The sequence below is a fragment of the Nostoc sp. LEGE 06077 genome (assembly GCF_015207705.1).
Lineage (GTDB): Bacteria > Cyanobacteriota > Cyanobacteriia > Cyanobacteriales > Nostocaceae > Nostoc_B.
In genome coordinates this window covers 41,392-63,836 of sequence record NZ_JADEWI010000010.1, presented here as the reverse complement: position 1 = coordinate 63,836, position 22,445 = coordinate 41,392, and the positions used below count along the sequence as shown (strand labels likewise).

General features: G+C 40.5%; 18 protein-coding genes. 5 read left to right on the top strand and 13 right to left on the bottom strand.

The genetic code is table 11. From position 1 onward, the window contains the following. Window positions 1-69: 69 nt before the first annotated feature. The 3 genes from IQ244_RS09660 to ndhD1 all read right to left on the bottom strand — a co-directional run bounded on the left by IQ244_RS09660 (window position 70) and on the right by ndhD1 (window position 3,945). The gene (locus IQ244_RS09660) at window positions 70-774 is read right to left on the bottom strand and encodes a hypothetical protein (protein WP_193892774.1); all 705 of its coding nucleotides are present in this window, start codon (window positions 772-774) and stop codon (window positions 70-72) included. A 217-nt stretch (window positions 775-991) separates the two neighbouring features. After that, complete coding sequence (locus IQ244_RS09655; RefSeq protein WP_193892771.1) at window positions 992-1,714, bottom strand: Uma2 family endonuclease; 723 nt, start codon at window positions 1,712-1,714, stop codon at window positions 992-994. A 653-nt stretch (window positions 1,715-2,367) separates the two neighbouring features. Further along, window positions 2,368-3,945 (bottom strand): photosynthetic/respiratory NAD(P)H-quinone oxidoreductase subunit D1, encoded by a 1,578-nt coding sequence (gene ndhD1 / locus IQ244_RS09650; protein WP_193892768.1) that lies wholly within the window; start codon window positions 3,943-3,945, stop codon window positions 2,368-2,370. A gap of 317 nt (window positions 3,946-4,262) precedes the next feature. On the opposite strand from ndhD1, the gene IQ244_RS09645 reads away from it, so the two are divergent. Then, window positions 4,263-4,520: a hypothetical protein gene (locus IQ244_RS09645; protein ID WP_193892765.1), complete on the top strand. Its 258-nt coding sequence runs from the start codon at window positions 4,263-4,265 to the stop codon at window positions 4,518-4,520. A gap of 98 nt (window positions 4,521-4,618) precedes the next feature. On the opposite strand, the gene IQ244_RS09640 is transcribed toward IQ244_RS09645, so the two are convergent. From IQ244_RS09640 to IQ244_RS09625, 4 genes are all read right to left on the bottom strand, one after another. Beyond that, a complete protein-coding gene (locus IQ244_RS09640; protein ID WP_193892762.1) occupies window positions 4,619-5,233 on the bottom strand; it encodes a hypothetical protein in 615 nt (204 codons plus the stop codon). A gap of 207 nt (window positions 5,234-5,440) precedes the next feature. Then, window positions 5,441-7,531 (bottom strand): NAD(P)H-quinone oxidoreductase subunit 5, encoded by a 2,091-nt coding sequence (locus IQ244_RS09635; protein ID WP_193892759.1) that lies wholly within the window; start codon window positions 7,529-7,531, stop codon window positions 5,441-5,443. A 252-nt stretch (window positions 7,532-7,783) separates the two neighbouring features. After that, a complete protein-coding gene (locus IQ244_RS09630) occupies window positions 7,784-8,170 on the bottom strand; it encodes a thioredoxin family protein (protein ID WP_193893008.1) in 387 nt (128 codons plus the stop codon). A 407-nt stretch (window positions 8,171-8,577) separates the two neighbouring features. Further along, complete coding sequence (locus tag IQ244_RS09625) at window positions 8,578-9,291, bottom strand: NnrU family protein (protein WP_193893005.1); 714 nt, start codon at window positions 9,289-9,291, stop codon at window positions 8,578-8,580. Window positions 9,292-9,507: 216 nt separating this feature from the next. Between IQ244_RS09625 and IQ244_RS09620 the strand changes: the two genes are divergently transcribed. From IQ244_RS09620 to IQ244_RS09610, 3 genes are all read left to right on the top strand, one after another. Next, window positions 9,508-10,521 (top strand): LysR family transcriptional regulator, encoded by a 1,014-nt coding sequence (locus IQ244_RS09620; RefSeq protein WP_193892756.1) that lies wholly within the window; start codon window positions 9,508-9,510, stop codon window positions 10,519-10,521. A gap of 81 nt (window positions 10,522-10,602) precedes the next feature. After that, window positions 10,603-11,967 (top strand): serine/threonine-protein kinase, encoded by a 1,365-nt coding sequence (locus IQ244_RS09615; protein WP_193892753.1) that lies wholly within the window; start codon window positions 10,603-10,605, stop codon window positions 11,965-11,967. Window positions 11,968-12,113: 146 nt separating this feature from the next. Continuing rightward, complete coding sequence (locus IQ244_RS09610) at window positions 12,114-13,190, top strand: PstS family phosphate ABC transporter substrate-binding protein (protein ID WP_228058830.1); 1,077 nt, start codon at window positions 12,114-12,116, stop codon at window positions 13,188-13,190. A gap of 530 nt (window positions 13,191-13,720) precedes the next feature. Here the strand turns inward: IQ244_RS09610 and IQ244_RS09605 are convergent. Next, window positions 13,721-14,440, bottom strand: a complete 720-nt coding sequence (locus tag IQ244_RS09605; protein WP_015114387.1) for a Crp/Fnr family transcriptional regulator — start codon at window positions 14,438-14,440, stop codon at window positions 13,721-13,723. 525 nt (window positions 14,441-14,965) lie between these two features. Here IQ244_RS09605 and IQ244_RS09600 point away from each other — a divergent pair. Then, complete coding sequence (locus IQ244_RS09600) at window positions 14,966-15,631, top strand: DALR anticodon-binding domain-containing protein (RefSeq protein ID WP_322746044.1); 666 nt, start codon at window positions 14,966-14,968, stop codon at window positions 15,629-15,631. Window positions 15,632-16,043: 412 nt separating this feature from the next. Here IQ244_RS09600 and IQ244_RS09595 read toward each other — a convergent pair whose 3' ends face one another. The 5 genes from IQ244_RS09595 to IQ244_RS09575 all read right to left on the bottom strand — a co-directional run bounded on the left by IQ244_RS09595 (window position 16,044) and on the right by IQ244_RS09575 (window position 22,433). Beyond that, the gene (locus IQ244_RS09595) at window positions 16,044-16,898 is read right to left on the bottom strand and encodes a Cof-type HAD-IIB family hydrolase (RefSeq protein WP_193892747.1); all 855 of its coding nucleotides are present in this window, start codon (window positions 16,896-16,898) and stop codon (window positions 16,044-16,046) included. A gap of 415 nt (window positions 16,899-17,313) precedes the next feature. Further along, complete coding sequence (locus IQ244_RS09590) at window positions 17,314-18,051, bottom strand: choice-of-anchor E domain-containing protein (protein ID WP_193892744.1); 738 nt, start codon at window positions 18,049-18,051, stop codon at window positions 17,314-17,316. A 528-nt stretch (window positions 18,052-18,579) separates the two neighbouring features. Further along, window positions 18,580-21,024, bottom strand: a complete 2,445-nt coding sequence (locus IQ244_RS09585) for a single-stranded-DNA-specific exonuclease RecJ (protein WP_193892741.1) — start codon at window positions 21,022-21,024, stop codon at window positions 18,580-18,582. Window positions 21,025-21,044: 20 nt separating this feature from the next. Next, complete coding sequence (locus IQ244_RS09580) at window positions 21,045-21,845, bottom strand: PD-(D/E)XK nuclease family protein (protein WP_193892738.1); 801 nt, start codon at window positions 21,843-21,845, stop codon at window positions 21,045-21,047. A gap of 324 nt (window positions 21,846-22,169) precedes the next feature. Next, window positions 22,170-22,433, bottom strand: a complete 264-nt coding sequence (locus tag IQ244_RS09575; RefSeq protein WP_193892735.1) for a hypothetical protein — start codon at window positions 22,431-22,433, stop codon at window positions 22,170-22,172. Window positions 22,434-22,445 lie beyond the last annotated feature (12 nt).

Genomic DNA, 22,445 nt, shown 5'->3' with positions numbered 1-22,445 from the left:
GCGATCGCACCGTACCAGTTAAAAAAATTCTGGAAACGATGCGATCGCATTTTGATTATATTCAAGGCTTTAATAGCTGAGGGTGAGTTGTCCCTTGAGGTAATCAAGAAAATCTAGAAGTTCTGTCTCCGAGAGATGATACCGCGATCGCTTGCCATATTTTTGCTGCAAATACTCTCTACCCTGCTTGGGAGTCCAGTTTAACTGTGATAAATATGTGTCGGTTTTAGCAATGAACTCGGCGCGAACTTCTGATGTATTGGTATTAGCTGGCATTTCTATTGTTTCGGAATTAGTAGTTTTATCGCCATTGATTTTTAAACTCACTCTTTTTCCTAATGCTTGCCAGTCTATCTCCTTATGTCCATCCCAGCTAACTCCAACAGAACGATAAGTAACTGGATGATAAATTGTACAAAATACTATTGCTTTGTCGCCTGGACTCACTCCAATAGTTAGCGGTCGCAGCAATTGTTCATAGCTTAAGGCATCAAGTGACAGCAATAAACCCTTTGAAAAATAAGATTCACTTCCTGAGCGAATAATATATGGCTTATCGCCCAAAATATGCAAATCTGTTTTTTCACTTTTTCCCTGAGAAGTTTCTACTGTTTTCTTAATTTCTATTTCCGTGATCACTCCAGTTAAGGCTCTGTCATAAATCGGTATTTGTTTTGCATCATCAGAGAGCATATACCAACAGTGATCATGTTCTTTACTAACAAAGACAAACTGAGGCTTTGGGATAGATCCGAACCCTAATTTAATATTCATAGTACATGAGAATACGTATGTAAATCAATTGACATGGCAACAATCATCACAAACTGCCAACCAGCAATTAGTGTATTTACATATAGAATTCCCTAGTCAGCAGGTTAATTAACAACCTTCCTTGCACAAAAAACAGATTCAAATGTCACAAGCCAAGTTCCTCAATAGGGTGCTTGCGGAATTTGGCTGGCAATTATGAGAGATTTAATAACAATCTTCAGGCTAAATTTTCAGGTTCTACACCTAAAGCTTTTAACTGTTCTGCTAATTGGTTCATTTTTTGTTCTGTTTGGATGCGTAGTTGTCGCTCAAAATATAACTGTTCTTCTATTTCTTGAACACGTTCTTCTGGGGTAGATAACCTTTGTCCTTGCTCGTTATACCAGTACAACCACTCGCGGGCAATACCTTGATAAATTCCTAGTTCTCGGCCAATTCCTAAATTAATCTCTGGTAGCCAAATAGGGTTTCCTGACATGAGGATATATTCGCCATCTATTAATTGATATACCTCAAGGGGCGGCTTTTTCCGCTGTAAGGGTTTGTAAATCAGGTAGTACAAAACTCCTAATTCTTTGGCATAAAATTCTTTTTTGGTACTGTATTCGCCATGACTGATGTGAGAAACCACCTCTAGTGCTAAGACTGGTGGTTGTTTTTCTTCCCACATCACATAACTAAGGCGTAAGTCGCCATCAATAAAACGCTTCACTCCGACACTGAGAAATCCATCAGGAGCGATCGCCGCTTTTTTTGGGTCGTAATAAATACCCATCCTAACGCCAAAAAACCAATCCCAACGCTCTGACCATGCAAACGCCAGTGTTGCTTTGAGCAAACTAGGAATCAAATCTTGTAGTTCATTATCCACAGGTATATCCTCTGAGTCTGGTAGCTCTTCGGAAGACGGCAAACAGTGTAACGGGTTGTAGTTTAACATGAGTAGTCTTTGTAGATGCTAAGTTTAAGTAAATTGTCGAAAATTAGTTAAATTTCCTGGTGCAAATACACAAATTTTTAAATGATATTTTTAAACTTTATTGGCTCAAAGTTGTAAAGAATATCAGATGAATGAATATCTATAGGGGGAATTTTTATTAATCAACTAATTTTAACTCATTTAATGATAGGGTTTCTTGTTTATAATTTGCTAGACTATTGTGTCCATCTTCTATTGTTCATATAAATTCAGCTTAGACCTGTGATAGAAGTTTATTCCCCAAGTTGGCTCTATCAAGAGCTTATTAATAACTGCTGACCTTGGCAAGCAGGTCAGCAAATTAGCTTTAGCCACTTCCATGAACAATATACACTACATGATTCCCACTGGATAGGCATCTTTTATCATGTTGCGTATAGTCCGATTTGATTTTTCAAACAATCTCAGTCGATCCAAGCGGCGTTGTTCCCTTTTTTTAGGGAATATGCAGTGCGTTGCTTGCCAACCTATGGTTCAGAAATTAAATATAATTCCTATATTTATCTTTTATACAGAGAAACTCTATTTAGACAATCAATTTAAATCAAATTTATATAAAAAAGCGGGTATAAAACCCGCCCTAAAAAATAAGAATTTAACTGATCAATTCTTATCTAATTACCAATTGTTGGCGCATTCAATGAAAGCTTTGGTGCTGTTTCTTTTTCCTGTGCCAAGGTTGGTACAGAATCACGCAATCTCGCGGTCAATTGTACGGTTGTAGCGTCGTAAATTTGAGTCAGCAATTTGGGATAGAAACCAATCCCAATAATTGGCACTAGCAAACAAGCAATGATAAAGACTTCACGGGGTTCGGCATCGATAAGTTTCTGGTGAGAAACTAATTCCTCATTTTCTTTGCCATAGAAAATTTCTCGCAACATCGATAGCAAATAAATTGGCGTTAAAATCACACCAACTGCCATCAAGAACACTACGATAACTTTGAAGGTAGAGCTATAAGCATCGCTAGTGGCAAAGCCCACAAATATCATCAATTCTGCTACGAAACCACTCATTCCTGGCAATGCTAAAGAAGCCATTGAACAAGTTGTAAACATAGCGAAAATTTTCTGCATTCGCTTACCAACACCACCCATTTCATCTAACATCAGGGTGTGTGTGCGATCGTAAGTTGCACCGACCAGGAAGAATAAACTTGCCCCAATTAAACCATGAGACACCATTTGTAAAACTGCCCCACTCAATCCCAAATCGGTGAAGGAGGCGAGACCGATGAGGACAAAGCCCATGTGAGATATTGAGGAGTAAGCAATTTTTCGCTTGAGGTTGCGCTGGGCAAAGGATGTCAGGGCGGCGTAGATAATGTTCACCACCCCTAAAATTACCAGCACTGGGGCGAAATAAGCATGGGCATCAGGCAGCATTTGGGCATTCATCCGTACCAAGGCATAACCGCCCATTTTCAGAAGAATACCTGCCAGTAACATATGTACGGGTGCTGTCGCTTCACCGTGGGCATCGGGTAGCCAGGTATGCAAAGGAATAATTGGCAACTTGACGGCGTAGGCAATCAAAAAACCAGCATACAATAACAACTCGAAATTCAGGGCGTAATCTTTGAGAGCGAGCGATCGCATATCAAAGGTGACTGTATCGCCATAAAAGGCCATCGTCAACGCCCCGACCAAAATAAACAGCGAACCGCCTGCGGTGTACAAAATAAACTTTGTCGCTGCGTATTGCCGCTTTTTACCACCCCAAATTGCCAGTAGCAGGTAAACCGGAATCAATTCCAGTTCCCACACTAAGAAAAACAGCAGCATATCCTGGACAGCGAAGACGGCAATTTGACCGCCATACATCGCCAAAATCAAAAAGTAAAATAGCCTGGGTTTGAGGGTTACAGGCCATGCTGCCAAAATTGCCAGGGTAGTAATGAATCCAGTCAAAAGAATTAGGGGCATAGATAAGCCATCTGCCCCTACTGACCACTTCAAATCTAGTTGTGGTACCCAGGCATAACTTTCAAACAGCTGCAAATCTGGATTGGAGAAGTCATACCCGGTATAAAAGGCGTAGACAATCAGTGCAAAGTCTAGTAACCCAATAATCAGGGAATACCAGCGCACAGTTTTACCATCTTTATCAGGGATGATCGGAATCAGGAGTGATGCCGCAATCGGAAATAGGATAATCGTCGTCAGCCACGGGAAATTAGCTGTATTCATCACAATTTATCTGCAATCAAAATCATGTTTTTCAAGGAAGCCCTAGCTATTAAGTAGCAGCTTTTTGGGGATTTGGCATTCCTTGTTAGGTTGATTTAATTAAGTGGGTAATTGTCATTTTTTCTGTTGGCAGTATCTTGTTATGGTAATGGCTACTGAATATTGCGGAGAATACTTGCTATCAAGCCAAAAATTCACCCTAAAAAAGCCACTACAATATAATTTGTCGAGATGCAATCGCATCACCCAAGCTAGTCGCCAAAAATACATCGTGCAGCGATTTGATTTAAAAAAAGCTTCACAGGAGAAATCAGCCTATGAGCATCGGACAAATTAACAGCCAGATTCGTTATGTCACAAACGCTGATGGTGAAACAACAGATGTACTTGTCCCTATAGAACTTTGGCAACAACTCATGAGTTGTATCAATTCTGATGATGTCAGTGGTTTGGCTTTAATGGATGAACAACAGCCAAAAGCGCAAATATTAGCCGATTTGCAAGAATCCTTACGACAAGCCGCAGCAGGACGCACTTTTCCTGTGTCAGCACTTTGGGACGATATTAAAGCCTAGATTTATGGCAGAAGTTCGCTTTAGCTCTCCCTTGAAGAATGACGTGTTGGACAATTTTTAACAATTTGTTACAGCAAATTGCAACGACAACAAATTCTTCAACTAACAGACATCAAAAAAACTTTGTGTTTATTTGATATTTGAACTTTTCCTTGCTCACTTAAGCGTTTAATAGCATTATAGTTTCCAAACCGCGTATGTCCTTCTATAAGCTGGTATGGGCGATTTAATTCTGCATAATTTGGTACATTAAGTATATTTTCTGTTTCCAGTACAATTATTGGGACTCGCCAAGTTCCAAATTGTCTCCAATAATTTTTATCTTCACCAGTGCATGATAGATGTTCAAAATCTGGTAGATAACTTTTGCGATCTACATAATCCTTAAAACCTGAAAATATTTGCACTTTAGACAACTCTTTTTCAGACCAGTCAACAAGATTAAAACTCACTTGATAATAATTAATCCAGCCATAGTTATTGACCATATCGAAGTTATAGATATGCTCAAATTGCCACTGAACAAGTACGTCTATAGGAATTTTGTTGAATATTGATATTATCCTTTGTGAATATTCTAAAGGGGTTTCATCAGATAAATTGCAATAATCAAAGTTACGTTTTGGCTTGAGTTGTTTCCATGTATTATGGCTTCGTTCCCAAACTTCATCAGGTATATAAAGCCGCCTAATTCTGATCTCTTCTTCTGTCATAAATAACTAAATATTGTGATGTTTTTAATTTTTGAAGATTATTCAACATCTTGAAAAAATCCGAGCAGAATTAGAAGGCTAGACTTCTATAGATTGTATTAAAAAATTATGTAATTTTTTTCATAGCCAACTCTCAATTGCTTTCTGCGACTCTGCGTGAGATAAAAAAATAATGTAGGGGCGGACATTTGCCCACCCCTATAAGAATTAGGTGATACCAAAAACGATCACTAAGCCTAAAACTGCACCAAACACAATCAAGGCATAGAATTGAACGCGACCGTTTTCTAAATATTTCAACCCTTCGCCGCTGACTAGGGTGAAAAAGCCTGTGAGGTTAACAGCACCATCAACAACGCGGAAGTCAACTTCCATAACTTGTCTAGCTAGGCGACGCAAGCCGAGGACAAAGACGCGATGGTAAATGTCATCAAAGTACCACTTGTTGAGGGATAGCTCGTACAACGGTTTGATTTTAGCTGCGATCGCAGCTGGGTCGATTTTCCCGCGCAAGTACATCAAGGAAGCTAAGGTAATCCCAATCAAGGAAATCCCGACAGAAGCCCCCGCCATAATATAAAATTCCGTCGGTTCAAACTCGGCGGCTTTTTCGAGAACTTCGGTAAGAGTTTCGTTGGGTGAGTAAATAAATTCCTCAAAGTAATTGGCAAAGGGAGTCCCCACCAAACCAATCAAAATCGAAGGCACAGCCAGCACTACTAATGGCAAGGTCATCGTCCACGGTGACTCATGGGGAGAATCGCTATGATGACCATGAGAATCATGATGGTCTCCTGTAGCAGCTAGTTCACCGTGTTTCATTGCCCCTGGGCCAAAATTCGGGGCTGGTTCTGCGGCTTGTAGTTCGAGAATGATTGTCGATGCTTTTTTGAGCTTGTCTTTGATTTTCTCGTCATTGCCGCGGAATTTGCCTTCAAATGTCATGAAATACATTCTGAACATATAGAAAGCAGTAATCCCAGCCGTTAGCCAACCAATAATCCACAGAAATGGATTGGCCTCAAATGCCTTGCCGAGAATTTCATCTTTTGACCAAAAACCAGCAAAAGGAGGCATCCCAGAAATTGCCAAACAACCAATCAAGAAGGTTGTAGCTGTGACGGGCATATATTTTCGCAGTTTACCCATCAGCCGCATATCCTGGGCTAAAGCAGGGTCATGACCGACGACTCCTTCCATCCCGTGAATTACAGAACCGGAACCCAAGAACAGCATCGCCTTGAAATAAGCGTGAGTCATCAGGTGGAACAAGCCAGCACTGTAAGCGCCTACTCCCATCGCCATTACCATGTAACCCAATTGGGAAATGGTGGAGTATGCCAAGCCTTTTTTGATGTCATTTTGCGTAATCGCAATCGTTGCCCCTAAAAATGCTGTAAATGCCCCAGTAAAGGCAATGACGTTCATGGCGGCGGGTACGTGTTCAAAAACTGGGTACATCCGAGCAACCAGGAACACACCTGCTGCCACCATTGTGGCGGCGTGGATTAGGGCAGAAATGGGGGTCGGCCCTTCCATTGCATCTGGTAGCCAGACGTGGAGGGGAAATTGCGCCGATTTCGCCACTGGCCCTAAGAAAACCAAAATGGCAAATAAAACAGCGAGGAAATTGCTGATTGTCCCTGATTGCACAAGTTGGGCGAGGCGATCGCCCATGATATGAAAGTCGAAACTGCCGGTTGCCCAAAACAGTCCCAAAATACCAAGTAATAAGCCAAAGTCACCGACGCGGTTGGTCACAAATGCTTTTTGACAGGCATCTGCTGCTGACTTGCGATCGTACCAAAAGCCGACCAACAAGTAGGAACACATCCCCACCAGTTCCCAGAAGATATAAATTTGCACTAGGTTGGGGCTGACCACCAGACCCAACATGGAGGAGCCAAATAAGCTCAGATAAGCGTAAAACCTTACATATCCTGGATCATGTGCCATGTAGCCATCGGTGTAGACCATGACTAGAAAGGCTACGGTTGTCACAATTACCAGCATGAGGGCGGTTAGATGGTCAATAGTGTAGCCCATGCTCAGGTGAAAATTCCCAGCTGCTGCCCATTCCAAGGTACGGAGATAAGTCGGGTGTCCTTGAATTTGACTCCACAGCAAGGCAAACGACAAACCCATTGCTGCTCCCATCAAGGAGATAATCAACACAGCGTTGAGTTGTCGCAGGCGGTTAGTCACCTGATTTATCGAAATTAATCCCAAACCGACCAGCATTGCCCCTAACAGGGGGAACACTGGAATCAGCCAGGCATATTCATAGATTGCTTCCATCACTGACGCGTAATTTTAGAATTCTTGACTAGCTTAGGACAGTTTTGCGGCGGCTGTCCTCCGCAGTCAACTGTCCAGGTCGGAACTGTTAATAATTGTGACACACACCCCTGATGATAAAATACCCCACCCAAGGGTGATTGGGTGGGGTAATTAAGCATGGTTTTAGATTTGAGACTATTCAAGAGTCCATAGTCAAGAGTTAATAGCATCTTTCACTAATAACCATTGATCATTGACTATTGACCTAGATCATGCAGTACGACATTCTAAATCTGCCGTTTGGAGATGATTGTATGTTTTAGGACGATTGGTGTAGGTGAGCCTAATTTCTTCTAACGCTAGACGTAAATCGTCTCTACCACGAAAACCTTCTAGGCGATGTCGGATAATTCCGTTTTCTACTAAAAGTAAAGTGGGTAGTGACTTGAGACGATAAGTATTAGATAGTTGGAAGTTTTCATCAGCATTAACCCCCACCAATTTAATTTGCTCTCCGCATTGAGATTTAAATTGCAACAATAAAGGGTGAATAATGCGGCATAAGCCGCACCAAGGTGCTTCAAAATTAACTAAAACAGGTACTGGAGATTCTAAAACTTCTTGAGTAAATGTCCGCTCACTAACCGACAACACCATGATGCCTCGAAAATTATAGGGTTTTAATATCAAACTAGCTATCAGCAGGGAGAATTGGCAACCCAGTCAGTACCTATCTATGAATCAGCATTCAGGATTAAGATGATTTAAAAAATACTTCCGCTTTGATTTTAACTCTGATAAAAAAGCCAGCGCGACTGTCACAGTGGCTTTTCAATTTTTTAACTCCTGATTGCCGCTGCAATAGAAGGGGTTGAGAATACTGTGCCATGAAATTCTCAACCAAGGTATTTAACCAGCGACTTACTACTATATGAAGATCAAACTGGCTAATTTTATCCCCACTGATAACTAGTTGAATTGATCCTACATTGATTTGGGAGCAATTGATAAGCAGAAATTTTCCTGCACTCAGATTTTTTGTTAATAGTGGGGATCAGCAAAAATCACAATGCTATCTTACTAGTTGCTACTATCAACAGTGGATGTGACCACCACAGGGCTGCCACAAAAATGGCTACTCCCAAATAAGCCGGACGGAAAAATTCCTGCCATTTGATAGATTGACGACCATCCAGAATTGCTTTAAAGGGGACGATGGAAGTTCTTTGTTTCACAAGTTCAAAAGCTTCGCCGTAGCGTTGGGATAGGCGGCGATCGCCATGCCAAACTCCAAATAAGTGATGTAATACTAATCCAATGGAAGTCACTAGGGTAAAGCTAGTCCCCAACCAAAGAGTATGAGCTATACACCACATAACTTGTCCTACCATCTGGGGATGACGGGTAATGCGGATAATTCCCGTTTCGTACAGATGGACTTGGGGCTTTTGAATAGCCGCAATTTCTAGTAGATTGAAGGTGGCAGGATACAAAAACAAAAACGAAATTGCTGACAACACCCAAACTACCGCCTTTACCCCTGGTAATCCCTGTACCTGCCAAATTTGCCAGCCATCATAGCGGTGATTAAAAAAGTAAATAATAAGGATGACAGCCAAAGGTAAACTAACTAATGCAAACAAAATGCGATAAAGCCTTGCTCCTATGTGCTTCTCAGCCAATGGACGTAAAGCAGCCCCGCCGCTGTGGGCGATCGCAAAAGCAAATTGTAACCCCAACATGACAAAATGACTGGGAGTAAACCAAGGATCGGGCATCGTAGACATGGGTGAAGTTATTTAAACAAAAGTTAATACAGTACAACCAATAACACAAAGTATTCAACAGGGGACTTGAGCAAAGATGCAATATTACTGTCTTTTTCAAGTCAAGTCTTCAGGTTTTAAGATGCAATAAATCATCTCGCACTTTTTTGTGATGAAACTCGATTTATTGCCAAAGTTGCTCCTTTCAAAGTTTGTGGGTTGAGCCTTATGTCTGACCTTCCTTTCACTTTAGATCAGTTACGTATCCTAAAAGCGATCGCTGTAGAAGGGAGCTTCAAGCGTGCTGCTGATAGTCTTTATGTCTCCCAACCTGCCGTGAGTTTGCAAGTGCAAAACCTCGAACGGCAACTAGACGTGCCTTTATTTGACCGTGGTGGCCGTCGCGCACAATTAACCGAAGCAGGGCATCTACTGTTAAGTTACGGCGAAAAAATCCTCAGTCTGTGTCAAGAAACCTGTCGCGCCATTGAGGACTTGCAAAATCTCCAAGGCGGTACATTAATTGTCGGTGCTTCTCAAACCACCGGGACTTATCTATTGCCGCGGATGATTGGGATGTTCCGCCAAAAATATCCAGATGTTGCAGTGCAATTGCACGTTCACTCAACGCGTAGAACTGCTTGGAGTGTCGCCAACGGACAAGTTGATTTAGCCATCATCGGTGGGGAAATTCCGGGCGAATTAGCCGAATCTTTGGAAATTATTCCTTATGCCGAAGATGAACTGGCACTGATTTTACCCGTCTTTCATCCCTTTGCGAAACTAGAAACAATTCAAAAAGACGACCTATATAAATTACAATTCATCGCTTTAGATTCCCAATCAACTATTCGCAAGGTCATCGATCAAGTACTAGCACGCTGCGAGATTGATACCAGACGTTTTAAAATAGAAATGGAATTAAACTCCATAGAAGCAATCAAAAATGCTGTGCAATCAGGCTTAGGTGCTGCCTTCGTTTCGACATCAGCGATCGCGAAAGAATTACAAATGGGTGTACTCCACTGCTCACCGATTGAAGGCGTGATCGTCAAACGCACACTCTGGCTGATTTGTAATCCCAATCGGTATAGATCCAAAGCAGCAGAGGCATTTAGTCAAGAAATTTTACCGCAGTTTGCTACTCCAGGATGGAACCAAGACCTGATAAAATTATCACAAAAAACGCTAGTAGTTAATACATTAGATGTAGCAACACCCAGTACCTCTGACGAGGGCTGATACTTTTCAATAGTCAATAGTCATTAGTTAAGGGCTACAGGCTATTGACTATTAACTGTGGACTATTGACTAAAAACTAACATGGAAGCTTACTGCACCCGTCCACGCTGCCCCCGCCCGAAAAACTATTTTGCCGACTTAGATGATGCGACAACCTTAAAAACAGCGCAGCAAAAATATTGCGCTACCTGCGGTATGCCGCTCATCCTAGATGGTAGATATATGTCTAGCAAATTACTGGGTCGGGGAGGATTTGCCTCCGCCTTTCTCGCACGTGATCGCCGCATTCCCGGAATCCGTGCGTGTGTGGTCAAACAGTTCCAACCTGCGGAAAATATCAGTGCCAATCAGTTGCGAATAGCCCAACAATTGTTTGAAAGAGAAGCAGATGTTTTAGCAGAAATAGGCAGAGAACACGAACAAATACCAGAACTATACGCTTTTTTTCAAATTACAGTTTCTAGCTTCAATCAGCCAAATCACGAAGAACAGTTTTTTTACTTAGTACAAGAATATATTGATGGGCTAAATCTTGAGGAAGAATTAACGCAAAAGGGGACATTTTCCGAAACAGAAATTTTATATATGTTGCAGGAAATCCTCAAAATCCTCAAGTTTGTCCATGATAAAAGTATTATTCATCGAGATATCAAGCCTTCTAATATCATGCGTCGCCAGGATGGGAAATTATTCCTCTTAGATTTTGGTGCCGTTAAGCAAGTCACAAATGTAGCTTCAGGAACAGTTGCGTCCTCTACTGGCATTTATTCAGCAGGATTTGCCCCCCCAGAACAGATGACGGGGAATCAAGTATTTCCCTGCACAGATTTATATGCTTTAGCTGTCACCGCTGTTACCTTACTTACAGGTAAACCAGCAAACAACTTGTTTGATCCGCTGATCAACCAGTGGACATGGCGATCGCACGTAAATATTAACCCCCACCTAGCTGATGTTTTAGAGAAAATGCTTTTGCCTGCGGTCAGTCAACGCTTTCAATCAGCCGAAGAAGTGCTAAAAGAACTTTTTCCCCAGATAATACCCCCAACCACTCTCGGAAACACACTACCCCAACCCCAAGGAATACAGCCACCTGCTACTTTTTCTCCCAGAGAGTTATTATCAGGCGCAGCCGTTAGCGGCTTTGAAAGTGCATTGTTCGCGATCGCCCTATTTAGTCTCATCCCATCACCTATAATCGTTTTGAGTATCACAATGGTGATTTTGAGTGGCATTATTTTTGCTCAAACTCGACGCTGGATTAAAACCACAAATTTGTTAATTGTTGCGGCAATTACTTTTGCGATCGTTCTTTTCGTTCCTGCCTTGCAAGCAGGCATGGATATTCAACAAATAGTAATTCTAGGAATTACTGGCAGCTTAGTAGCTATTGCCGTTACCACATTATTTCAGCTTATATATAAATTATTATCTATGATGTTTTAGTTAAAACTAAGTATAGCTCTACATTTCTCCCTCAGTGAGTAATTTCAGGAATCACATTGAGGTACTGTGTAGCATATTTCGTACTAACAGCATCGCAACTAGGAAATTAGAGTTTAACGAAACTTTAACCTAGAGTTACCCATAAAATGAGAAATTACTTTCAGGGTAAGAAAACCAAGCAACCAACTATGACACAACAAAATAGAACTAATGAAACTAAAGTTTTGGTTCTAACACTAGCAATCACCTTGGGACTAGTGGGTGGTTTGTTGTGGTGGTTTTCTCACAACTATGGCATACAAGCTGGTTATATTAATAGAACCAAGGTAGACACCCCAAAAACAGATACCTTCTCTCAAGTAGCTGATGTTCCTACAGGATTATTTAGTTATGGAGGTAGTACTACTTGGGCTCCCATCCGCCAGCAGGTAGATTCCGCAGTAGCAATTGTCTGGCCGAGATTTCAACTACGATACACCGAACCGATTGAAGCAGCACCCGGTTCAGGTACGGGAATTAAGATGTTACTGGGTAATCAATTAGCATTTTCTCAGTCTTCCCGCGCCTTGAAACCAGAAGAAAATGACCAGGCAAAACAATTGGGATTTACAATCAAAGCAGTTCCCGTAGCAATTGATGGCATAGCGATCGCCGTTCATCCTAATCTCAATGTTGCTGGGTTAACCCTCGCCCAGCTAAAAGATATCTACACAGGTAAAGTAAATAATTGGGAACAGTTAGGCGGGCCAAAATTACCCATAATACCGTACTCTCGCCGTCCAGAAGATAGTGGCACTATTGAGTTTTTTGATGAGAATGTCCTAGGTGGAGCAAAATTTGGTAGCAATGTGCAGTTTATTAGCACTACAACTAACGCTTTAAAAGAAATAGCCAAAAATCCTGGCGCAATTTACTATGCCTCTGCCCCAGAAGTAATAGGGCAGTGTAGCATCAAGGCCTTACCCCTGGGGCGACAGCCAGACAAATTGGTGGAACCTTACAAAAAACCTTATATTCCCTTAGAAAAATGCCCGCAACAGCGTAATCAACTGAATACAGAAGCATTTCAAACTGGTGAATATCCCATCACCAGACGTTTATTTGTCATTGTTAAACAAAATGGACAAAGTGATCAGCAAGCAGGAGAAGCTTACGCTAATTTGTTGCTCACAGATCAAGGTCAAGAATTAATTGCTAAAGCCGGATTTGTCAGGCTGCGTTAATAAAGACTGGCAATTTATGCAGACAAAAATGACAATTGGAGCCTAGGGTAGGCTCCAATTTGGTGAATCAACTGTATTTCCACTGCACCGCTGATCAAAGCAAGACAGACAATTGCATTGAAGAAGTCTTGGGTAATCAATACTTTCGACTCTGATTATGAGTTTGTTTTCAAGACCACCCAAACTTTATATAAAGTTTGCTGATATTTTTAGTGGCATCTACTACGCTTTTGCCGTAGACAAGGCATTCTCAATGTTCAACTTAGTTCCTGCTTTTGCCGGGCAAACAAGACAATCAATAAGTCCTCTACCAAGAACTATTATTTTTCTCTTGTGAATATTTTGTCAAAGAAACAAACTTCACACAGAGGCTTTTTTATCCAGAAACTACCCGATTACGCACAATCTGTTTGTGGTGGTCAAACAGATTGGTCAAACACAACAGTAAGAAAGAGTTGCTGCACCAACTTACTGATGACTGATCGGGGTCAAATTGTGATAGATGCCTTTACAGGAACTCTGAATGCGTCTTAACTGGCTCTATTAATCGATTCTGCTGGCAAGCAAATGAGATTATCTCCTTGAGTCAGGATTAAACCTCTTTGACGCAATTTGCCCATTAAGCGGGTAACAGTTACACGAGTAGAACCAATCGCACTACCAATTTGGGCATGAGTTAGGGGGAAAGGCAAACAATAGCCGCGAATCACATCGGGATCAGTTTCGCTCATTGCCGGTTCACCATATTCCTCAATTAACAATGTGAGGAATCCTAAGAGTCGGTCAATTGTACGTCGTTGGCCTAAGGCACTCAGCCACAACAATTTACGCTGATGCTGATACCTAAAGGCATCCATAACTTCACGCCGGAAGTGAGGCCAGTTGTCTAGATCATGCCAGTACATCCACAGCACCGCAGTTTGGTCAACGTGAGCGTATGCCTGAAGCGTGAATGGTGACTGAGCCACAATTTCAAATGGTTGTCCCGCTCCTACAAAACCCAAGAATGCTTCTTCTGGAGTTCTGTTGATGCGTCGAGATGTTAGCTGACTAGCAGTAGCACTAACTTGAGCAGTGCCTACCATACGGATCGCACCTCTTTGAACCAAATAGAGCAATCCGGGTCTAGCTGGAATGCGCTCATCTTTGCTAAAGGTGCGGCAACGATAGTGTTCTTGAGCCCAATCAAGAATACGTTGCCAAGTCAAAAAAGGGCGTGATGCCTCAGAAAAGGAGGATGGAGATTGCATAGGTAACAAAGAGCGTTCGGCTGAAGACAAAGACGTGATAAAACAAGGTGCAAGGAGTGTCTTTGTGTTGACGGGGTAGGCTTAACGCCTAACAGCGCCAGCCATCCAAAGAGTAGAAGGCAATTTAGCGCCTACTCTTTTGTTATACTTCTTACTGTACAATGATGGTAGTAAAGTTTACTTACTATTCATAGAATATTTATTAAATTTTATGCTCTTCTCATTTTTCTTTATATAGATTAAAGTTATATCCAAAGAAAGATGACAAGCCGTTGTTAGCGGAATAATAAAAAGATATTCTTATCAGATTCCGTGCATAGTTGGTCAATAATCAGCAATCACACGTCAATTAAACAGTTAATTTACAGTCTGTTATTTAACGCACTAAGTGAAGCTACGCAAACCCAAAAAATACAGAACATAAAATTAAAAAAAAATCATCTATATAAAGATAGAGATAATAGCAAAATTTTATATATCTCAGGATTGGCACAGCAGTTATCAAAATCTCATAATTGCACCGCTATGGATATAGCCGATAGTATCGGATATGCATTATCGGCGACCAGTGGCGACGTTTTTAGCGTCAAAATTGTTCCTCCTGGTTGGATTTATTTAGAATTAACTCCTGTTTATTTGGCAAGTTGGTTACAACACTGGGTAATGGAGTGCATAGGACAAGTAGAACTGATGGGAATAGAAGAAATAACCCCAAATGTTAAAAACCACAACCCGACAAATATTTTTGCTGCTCAATACGCTCATGCACGCTGTTGTTCATTAATATTGCTAGGTCATCACGAGGGATTAATCAAACTGACGGAACCTTTACCAGATACTAATCTGGAATTTTGGCGGCTAGTACCTCAACAGCCAATACCTTGGTTGAATCATGACAACCAACTTTGCTTCCATCACTCAACCGAAAAAGATTTACTTGCTCAGTTAGTGCAAGTAGCGGACAACTTGGGATGTTCGGATATTAGTGATGCAGTTAACTGGCAAAAAGTCGCCTTGAAGTTGAGTCAAGCTGTAGAAAACTTCTGGAGTAAGTGTAGAATTTGGGGTGATGTAAAAATTTATTCACCTGAACTAGCTCAAGCTAGGCTGGGTTTAGTGATAATTACTCAGCGTATGCTGAGATTTTTACTAGTAGAAAAACTAGGGGTGACGGCTCCTTGGGAACTATGAAATCTTACCACTGTAAGAAGTGAAGTCATAAATGAACAGGAGTTGGTTTGTTGCAGTAGTTCTCATAACAGTCAAGCAAGTTGGGAAAGCATTTGCTGATGAATGAGAACGCAGTAGGATTAACCTAAGATAGAGAACTTTTTTTTAAACTTGGCATTACTAATGATTTATTGAAGTTATAAAGTAGAATTTCCCAGAAATAACTACGCAATTTAGCTAGGAATAAGCGTGCTATTCATCAGTAGTGTTTCTGACAAAAAATATAACAATTTTTATCTCAGCTATTGACGCATAAAAGTAGTTCGACTATACTTTCAGTTGTGTGAGGAGCGAACCAGCAAGAACACCGAGACGAAACACGGCCAGTCGTCGGTGTTCTTTCTGATTTCATGAGATATAAAGATAGCAAGCTTTAAGAAAGTAAAAATTTTTTGATGGCGATCGCCGCTCCATCTTTTTCTACATTAGGAGTGACCCATTGAGCGATCGCCTGCACGTCTTTTGGAGCATTCCCCATCGCCACACCAATACCAGCATATTCCAGCATTTCCACATCATTATAATTATCACCAATAGCCATAACGTTATTTCTTTGTAAACCCAAAAGTTCTTCGGCGAAATAACGTACAGCAGCGCCTTTATTGACAGTAGGATTTGTGGCTTCAAAGAATGTAGCTACGGAAGTTGTCAGGTAAAGTTCTGCTGGTGTGTATTGACGGCGCAAATTTCCTAATAACCTATCAATCGCTTCTGTGTCATCGCACAAAGCTAAAATTTTTGTTGGTTCATGTTCAATTAAAATTTTGCGTAAATCACCCACAGCAATTGGGGTAATTCCTGAGCGTTGTGCATAAATTTTAGTTTCTCTGGTTAACTCCCGCACATAAAGCTCATCATTAATGTAAAAGTGGATAGATAGAAGCGATCGCCACTGGGGTTGTTCAAAATAGTCTAATAATTGGTGTGCCATTTCTCTCGCCACAGGCAAATGACGATGTATTTTCTGGTTCGTGGGATCTTGAATCCAGGCTCCTTGATAAGCTGCTAATGGTAGATTAGAGCCAATTTCTTGATGAAAGCGCAAGGCGGAACGATACATACGACCAGTAGCAATTGCAACATTGATTCCTTTAGCTTGCACGGCGGCGATCGCTTGCTTGACAGATTTGCTTAGGGAATTGGATTTTCCAGCGATCGTACCATCTATATCTAAAACTAGTAACTTAATGTCTTGTGTAGGTAGAACTTGATTTTCAGGCGATGCCATATATGTAAATTTTTAACCTGTGAACTTCCAGTATGAGGTTAGCAGGCATTGGCACAAGATGATTCAGTCTAGGCATTGCAATTGTCAACCAAAATTTAATAATGAAGGAATAGAAAGTCAGAATCATGAATAAATCAGGAGTCTCCTAGATCAAGATTTTCCTATTCTCATAGTACTGATGGTCAAACTTTAATAAATTCTGACTTCTGTATTCTGCATTTTTACCCCAAAATAAAAAACCCAGACTTATTGTCCAGGTTTTTCACAGTTAAATCAGATATGATTCTGACAGTAATAATCGGTATGAAGAGCAGTCTAGCAAAAGCACACTTTTGTAATTATTCAATGTGCTTCTTCATGTTTAATTGGTAATAGTAGATTAAATCAGGTGAGAAAACTCACCTATTTCTACCGATTAGTTAGAAGCTTTGAGCCAGCTTTTTCTGCGTTGTGACATTAAACCAATTCCTGCTACTAAACCAAGACCAATTGCCGCAGAAGGTTCTGGTACCGCTTTGGGGTCGTAGTTATAAGTAACATTAACATTTGCACTAGCTAATGTAGTAACATAAGAGGCAAGATTACCAGGGCCAGAAATACTTGAATTAGCTGTTGCTAAGAAGGTGAAGTCTGTGGTTCCTTGACCTAGGAAATATTGCAAGAAACTGCTATCAGCGAATGTTTTTGTTTCTGTAATACCAGCACTTAATCCAGCAACTGTTCTACCAGAAGTACCAGCGTAATCTAATACTCCATCTCTCCTAGCTACGGTGTAAGAATAAGACTGTTCTGGATTTAACTCAAATCGATCTACACCTTCTGGTAGTTGCAAATTCAGTGTACCTGCAAGATTTACTAGGACAGTAGCAGCATTATTGCTTCTGTTTTCAAAGCCTGCATCTCCTTTCAAGTTGCCAATAAACTCTATGGTTACACTTTTGAGAGTACCTAGTGCTGAGTTAAACTTTTGAACGCTGATTGTATCCTTGATGTCTGTTATGTAGTAACCATCAGCTGATGCTGCTTCATCTGTAGGTTTGTATTGGTATTGACTAGAGTAAGAGAGCGAAGCTGCGTTTGCTGCGCCCGCGGTGGCTACGATACCGGCTAAGGTTGTAGCTGCTGCTAGAGTTTGGAATAGTTTTGTTGTCATGGAAAATTGGGAAATTATCTTTTCAAACTGGATAAACGCAAGATTGCTACACTATTTCTAACTCTTACTTTCTAGTTCTCGGCTTGTTAAAACTACCGAAATTTATGTGAAGCTTTGATTATGAAAAAACTTGCATAAATCTCCCTTTGAGAACCACAGATAAAGTTTTGTTAAGGTTGACAAATTAGATGGAGATATTGGTAGCGCCTCACTGGACTATCAAAAACCATCAGAAGTTTTGCCCAATCATAACTATTTCAACTCAGCAAATCTTCAGATATCAGATGAATTTCCTATACATCAAGTTATTTATTGAGGATATATGCACTATTGGTATGATGAGCATGAAAGCTAGTGTGAATCGTGAAAATTTTAAATTTCTGTGGGTGTAATTCGCACTATCTATAGGAATCCGACTTGATTATTGAAATTACTTGTGTAGGAAGGGAACTCTTAAAAGGGAACAGAAAAAGAAGTAACAGAGGTGTACTGAGTTTTTTCTCCAAATCAAATATGATTCCTATATGCTTAAAAAGGCAGAGGTCGATTAATAATCGTCACAATAGTAGATAAAGGTACTTCAGAAAAATAATGTCGCTGAAATTGTTCTTCGCTGACTGCGGCTAAAAATTGAGTGACGGCTGCATCCGCTAGGGTGGCGGAAATTGTTTGGGGATTTTGGCTGATTTGTAAAGAACGGTCTTGTCTTGTGACGATAAATCCGCAATATTTTAAAGCCTTGATGCCTAAAAGCAAGCTTGGATTACCTATACCTAATTTTTCTAGTAGCTGTGTGCGGGTAACTAGTTGCTGTGTACGACTCAGATATTTAGCTATGCCAACCAGAGTAAGCCAAATTTCTTGGGGTGGTTGGAGGTGAAGTTTAGACCAAGCAAGGGCTAATTGTTGACCATGATAAAGAGAGCGTTGCCACCAAGCGCGTAGTTCATCCCAGCTACTAGGGCATTCTTCCAGGATGAGTGGGGAGTTTAGAGTGGGAAGTGCTGAGTGTTCTTGATTGCGCCAGTCGAGTATTTGTGTTGGGTGTTGTTGATTGAGTTCTGAGTTAGTGCTGGAACGGACGGCGATTAATCTGATTTCATAGCGTTTTTTGAAACTGTTGTAATCTAGTTCGACTATGCAATCAGCTTTGCCTATAGGTAATTCATCTTTATAATGTCCCCACCACACTCCAGGAAAAGGATTTTTAGTAGATTCATCCCGAATATCAAAATCGGTTTTAATGTACTGTACTTTTTTTCCTTGCCAGTCTTGCTGATTGCGATGCCAAGCATTTTCAAACCAGCAGTTTTGGATTAGTAGCTTTGGGGCTGGGTTTCCCATCCCGCAAGGTTCTAGCAGTTTCAGTTCTAAAAATAATTCTTTGCCTAAGTCTGCTACGGTAACTGTTAAATCTGCTTGAACCGTAGGCATCAATTCTGTACTACCCAAAGATTGCCGCAACTGCTGATTAATTGCTTGGGTAAATAAAGGAATATTCTCGACTGGCAGACTCAACCCCGCAGCGTAGGGATGTCCACCAAAGCGATGTAATAAATGTGCTTGGTCTTTGACTAGTTGATATAAATCGACAGAATTGATAGAACGGGCTGAACCACGGGCTAGTACAAGTGCTGAGTGCTGAGTGCTGAGTGCTGAGTGTTGAGTGCTGAGTGCTGAGTTAGAAGATAAAAGAGCTAATTCTTCTGAAGCTCCTCTGTTTCCTCGGTTACTGAGCGGAGTCGAAGTATGCTCCTCTGGCAATTCGGTGCTTAACAAAATTGTAGGACGGCCTGTTTCTTGGGCTACTTGTCCGGCGACTAAGCCTAACACACCTGCTGGCCATTGGGGATCTTCGAGGACAATGACGCTGGTGGTTGATAAATCTAATTGGGAGAGTTTTTGGACAACTTGGGCTTGCACATCTTTTTGTAATGACTTGCGGCGGGTGTTGGCAAGTTCTGTAACTTCAGCCAATTGATTGCAGTGTTTAGCATCGCGGCTGGTCAATAATTCTACGCAAAAACTTGCATCACCTTGAATGCGACTAACTGCATTGATGCGCGGCCCTAAACCAAAGGAAATATCTGTGGGGCGATCGCCACTTTTTTGGCACAATTCTAATAATCGCCCTACCCCTGGTCGTCTTCGTGCGGTTGGAGGTTGTTTAAAGTCTGCTTGTAAACGTTGAATTCCTAATTGTGCTAAATATCGACAATCTCCCTTGAGTTGCACCAAATCGGCTATTAACCCCACCGCTACTAAATCTAATAAATTTTCTAGTGCATCTTGAGGGACATTTGGCAGTGTTTGATAAAGGGCTTCTACTAATTTATAGGCAACCGCTACCCCAGAAAGATTAAATAAAGGATGAACGCTGGATAAATAACGGGGATTAATAATTGCTGCAACTGGTGGACGTTCCGCAGGTAAGGTGTGATGATCTGTAACGATTACATCTATACCTAACTGTTTAGCATAAATAATTTCATCAATATTTGTACTGCCCGTATCACAAGTAACTATTAATTTAAAATTTTGTTTAGCTAAATTCTCAATTCCTGGATTATTCAATCCGTGGGATTCTCGCAGGCGATTGGGAATGTAATAAGTTAACTGAGTATGTTGCTGAAAAAATTGCCCCAAACCATCCCATAACACAGCAGTAGAAGTGATACCATCAGCATCAAAATCACCCCAAATAGCAACTTTTTCACCAGTATTACGAGCTTGTTGTAACCTTTCTACTGCCAAGTGCATTTCTTCCCCAAATTCAAAGGGGCTGGCAGGTTGATAAGTTTGATAGTTAACAAAAGCTGCTAGTTGTTGAATATTTTTGATATCTCTTTGCCATAATAATTTTGCAGCATATAGTCCACTAGATGCAGGTGTGTACTGCTTTACTGCTGCAATAAACCACTCTGGTGGTTGTTCAGTTGGGGCTAAAAGCCACTGTGTTTGGTCATTTGTCATTTGTCAATAAGATGGAACCGTTAAAGAGAGACTTCTTGAATACTTTCAATATTTGATAATGGGTATGTCTTTGTTGTTTCAGTTGATTGATTACGTTGACAACGAATAGCAAACTGACAGTAATTACAAGCTTTACTACTCTCCATTATTTGTGGAAATGGCTGACCTTTTTGATAAAGTTTTAGGAAATTAGAGAGATGATTTAACAGTTGATTGAGGTCTTTTTCTGTTTGCTGATGTTGCTGATTATTATAAGTAAATTTTATATTTTGTGGTCTGCCTTGAGACTGAACAAACCAGTAAGTCATAGAAATCTTTTCTGGAGAGTATTCGCTAGTCTCAGCTAATACGTACAGATAAAGACGTGTTTGCCAGTTTTGTGCTAGTTTGTGTTGATCTGGGGGTTTTGGATAAGTTTTCCAATCTAAAATTTGTGCTTGTTGGTTATCTGCAATTAATAAATCGTAGATAACTGTCAGTAAATAATCTTGTACTTGTAGGGTGCGGTAGTGTTCACTGGCGCGGAAGGTTTGATTATCTATTGTCGGTGTGACAATTTCTGGTGCAGCGTTGGCAAAAGCAGACATCCAACTTTGCAGTTGAGCATCTGCTTGTAATAAACTATCAATTGGTAAACCCATTTCTTGCTGCTGCATTAACAAGTGAAAACGGCTACCTAAAGTTTGTCTCTCTTCATGTTCAGGGTCTGAAGGAGAATTGAGTTGTTCTAAATATGTATGTTGAAACTGACGAGGACAACATTCTAGTAAGTTTAGTTGTCCTTGTGAAAGTCGTAATAAGTTAGTAGGAGTTGATAGCATAATTCTATTTTAGATTTAGAAGCGATCGCCTTGGTTAATCTTATGAGATTTGTAATAATTTTTATATTCAGTTCTCTTTAATAAATAAACTTACTATTTTGTGGATCAAAGATACGACAGTTTAAGCGATCGCCTCGACTTTCAATCACTTTAAAATCACACAGCACAAAATGATAAGATAAACTATAAATCAATACGGTTCAGATAAGAATATTTAACTACCGATGTACGCCGACAAATGAAATATTTAATTGATTGATTTAGTTTATTTCTCAGGAATCTAGCCTTAACTGAACCGGATGGAATTATAAATAATTAATAAAATTAATCGTTACAGCCAAATTTTCGTCTAAATTCTTCAAAATTATCTCCGAGAATAAATCTTGAATATATATGTTTTGGGCTAACTGGACAATAAAATCCTGGCTGTAATTGATGTTTTTTGATTAATTTTCTATTCTCATAACCAATTATTATTAACTCAGAACCACATACCGCACATAAAATACAACCTCCATTTGTATAAATATCAAGAGCTTGCTTTAAGTTCTCTGACTGGCAATCATAAATATAATTATCTCTATTCATTTTTACACAAAA

Coding starts and splice junctions, on each gene's coding strand:
- IQ244_RS09660 (WP_193892774.1), bottom strand. CDS start 774: ATGAATATTAAATTAGGGTTCGGATCTATCCCAAAGCCTCAGTTTGTC.
- IQ244_RS09655 (WP_193892771.1), bottom strand. CDS start 1,714: ATGTTAAACTACAACCCGTTACACTGTTTGCCGTCTTCCGAAGAGCTA.
- ndhD1 (WP_193892768.1), bottom strand. CDS start 3,945: ATGAATACAGCTAATTTCCCGTGGCTGACGACGATTATCCTATTTCCG.
- IQ244_RS09645 (WP_193892765.1), top strand. CDS start 4,263: ATGAGCATCGGACAAATTAACAGCCAGATTCGTTATGTCACAAACGCT.
- IQ244_RS09640 (WP_193892762.1), bottom strand. CDS start 5,233: ATGACAGAAGAAGAGATCAGAATTAGGCGGCTTTATATACCTGATGAA.
- IQ244_RS09635 (WP_193892759.1), bottom strand. CDS start 7,531: ATGGAAGCAATCTATGAATATGCCTGGCTGATTCCAGTGTTCCCCCTG.
- IQ244_RS09630 (WP_193893008.1), bottom strand. CDS start 8,170: ATGGTGTTGTCGGTTAGTGAGCGGACATTTACTCAAGAAGTTTTAGAA.
- IQ244_RS09625 (WP_193893005.1), bottom strand. CDS start 9,291: ATGCCCGATCCTTGGTTTACTCCCAGTCATTTTGTCATGTTGGGGTTA.
- IQ244_RS09620 (WP_193892756.1), top strand. CDS start 9,508: ATGTCTGACCTTCCTTTCACTTTAGATCAGTTACGTATCCTAAAAGCG.
- IQ244_RS09615 (WP_193892753.1), top strand. CDS start 10,603: ATGGAAGCTTACTGCACCCGTCCACGCTGCCCCCGCCCGAAAAACTAT.
- IQ244_RS09610 (WP_228058830.1), top strand. CDS start 12,114: ATGAGAAATTACTTTCAGGGTAAGAAAACCAAGCAACCAACTATGACA.
- IQ244_RS09605 (WP_015114387.1), bottom strand. CDS start 14,440: ATGCAATCTCCATCCTCCTTTTCTGAGGCATCACGCCCTTTTTTGACT.
- IQ244_RS09600 (WP_322746044.1), top strand. CDS start 14,966: ATGGATATAGCCGATAGTATCGGATATGCATTATCGGCGACCAGTGGC.
- IQ244_RS09595 (WP_193892747.1), bottom strand. CDS start 16,898: ATGGCATCGCCTGAAAATCAAGTTCTACCTACACAAGACATTAAGTTA.
- IQ244_RS09590 (WP_193892744.1), bottom strand. CDS start 18,051: ATGACAACAAAACTATTCCAAACTCTAGCAGCAGCTACAACCTTAGCC.
- IQ244_RS09585 (WP_193892741.1), bottom strand. CDS start 21,024: ATGACAAATGACCAAACACAGTGGCTTTTAGCCCCAACTGAACAACCA.
- IQ244_RS09580 (WP_193892738.1), bottom strand. CDS start 21,845: ATGCTATCAACTCCTACTAACTTATTACGACTTTCACAAGGACAACTA.
- IQ244_RS09575 (WP_193892735.1), bottom strand. CDS start 22,433: ATGAATAGAGATAATTATATTTATGATTGCCAGTCAGAGAACTTAAAG.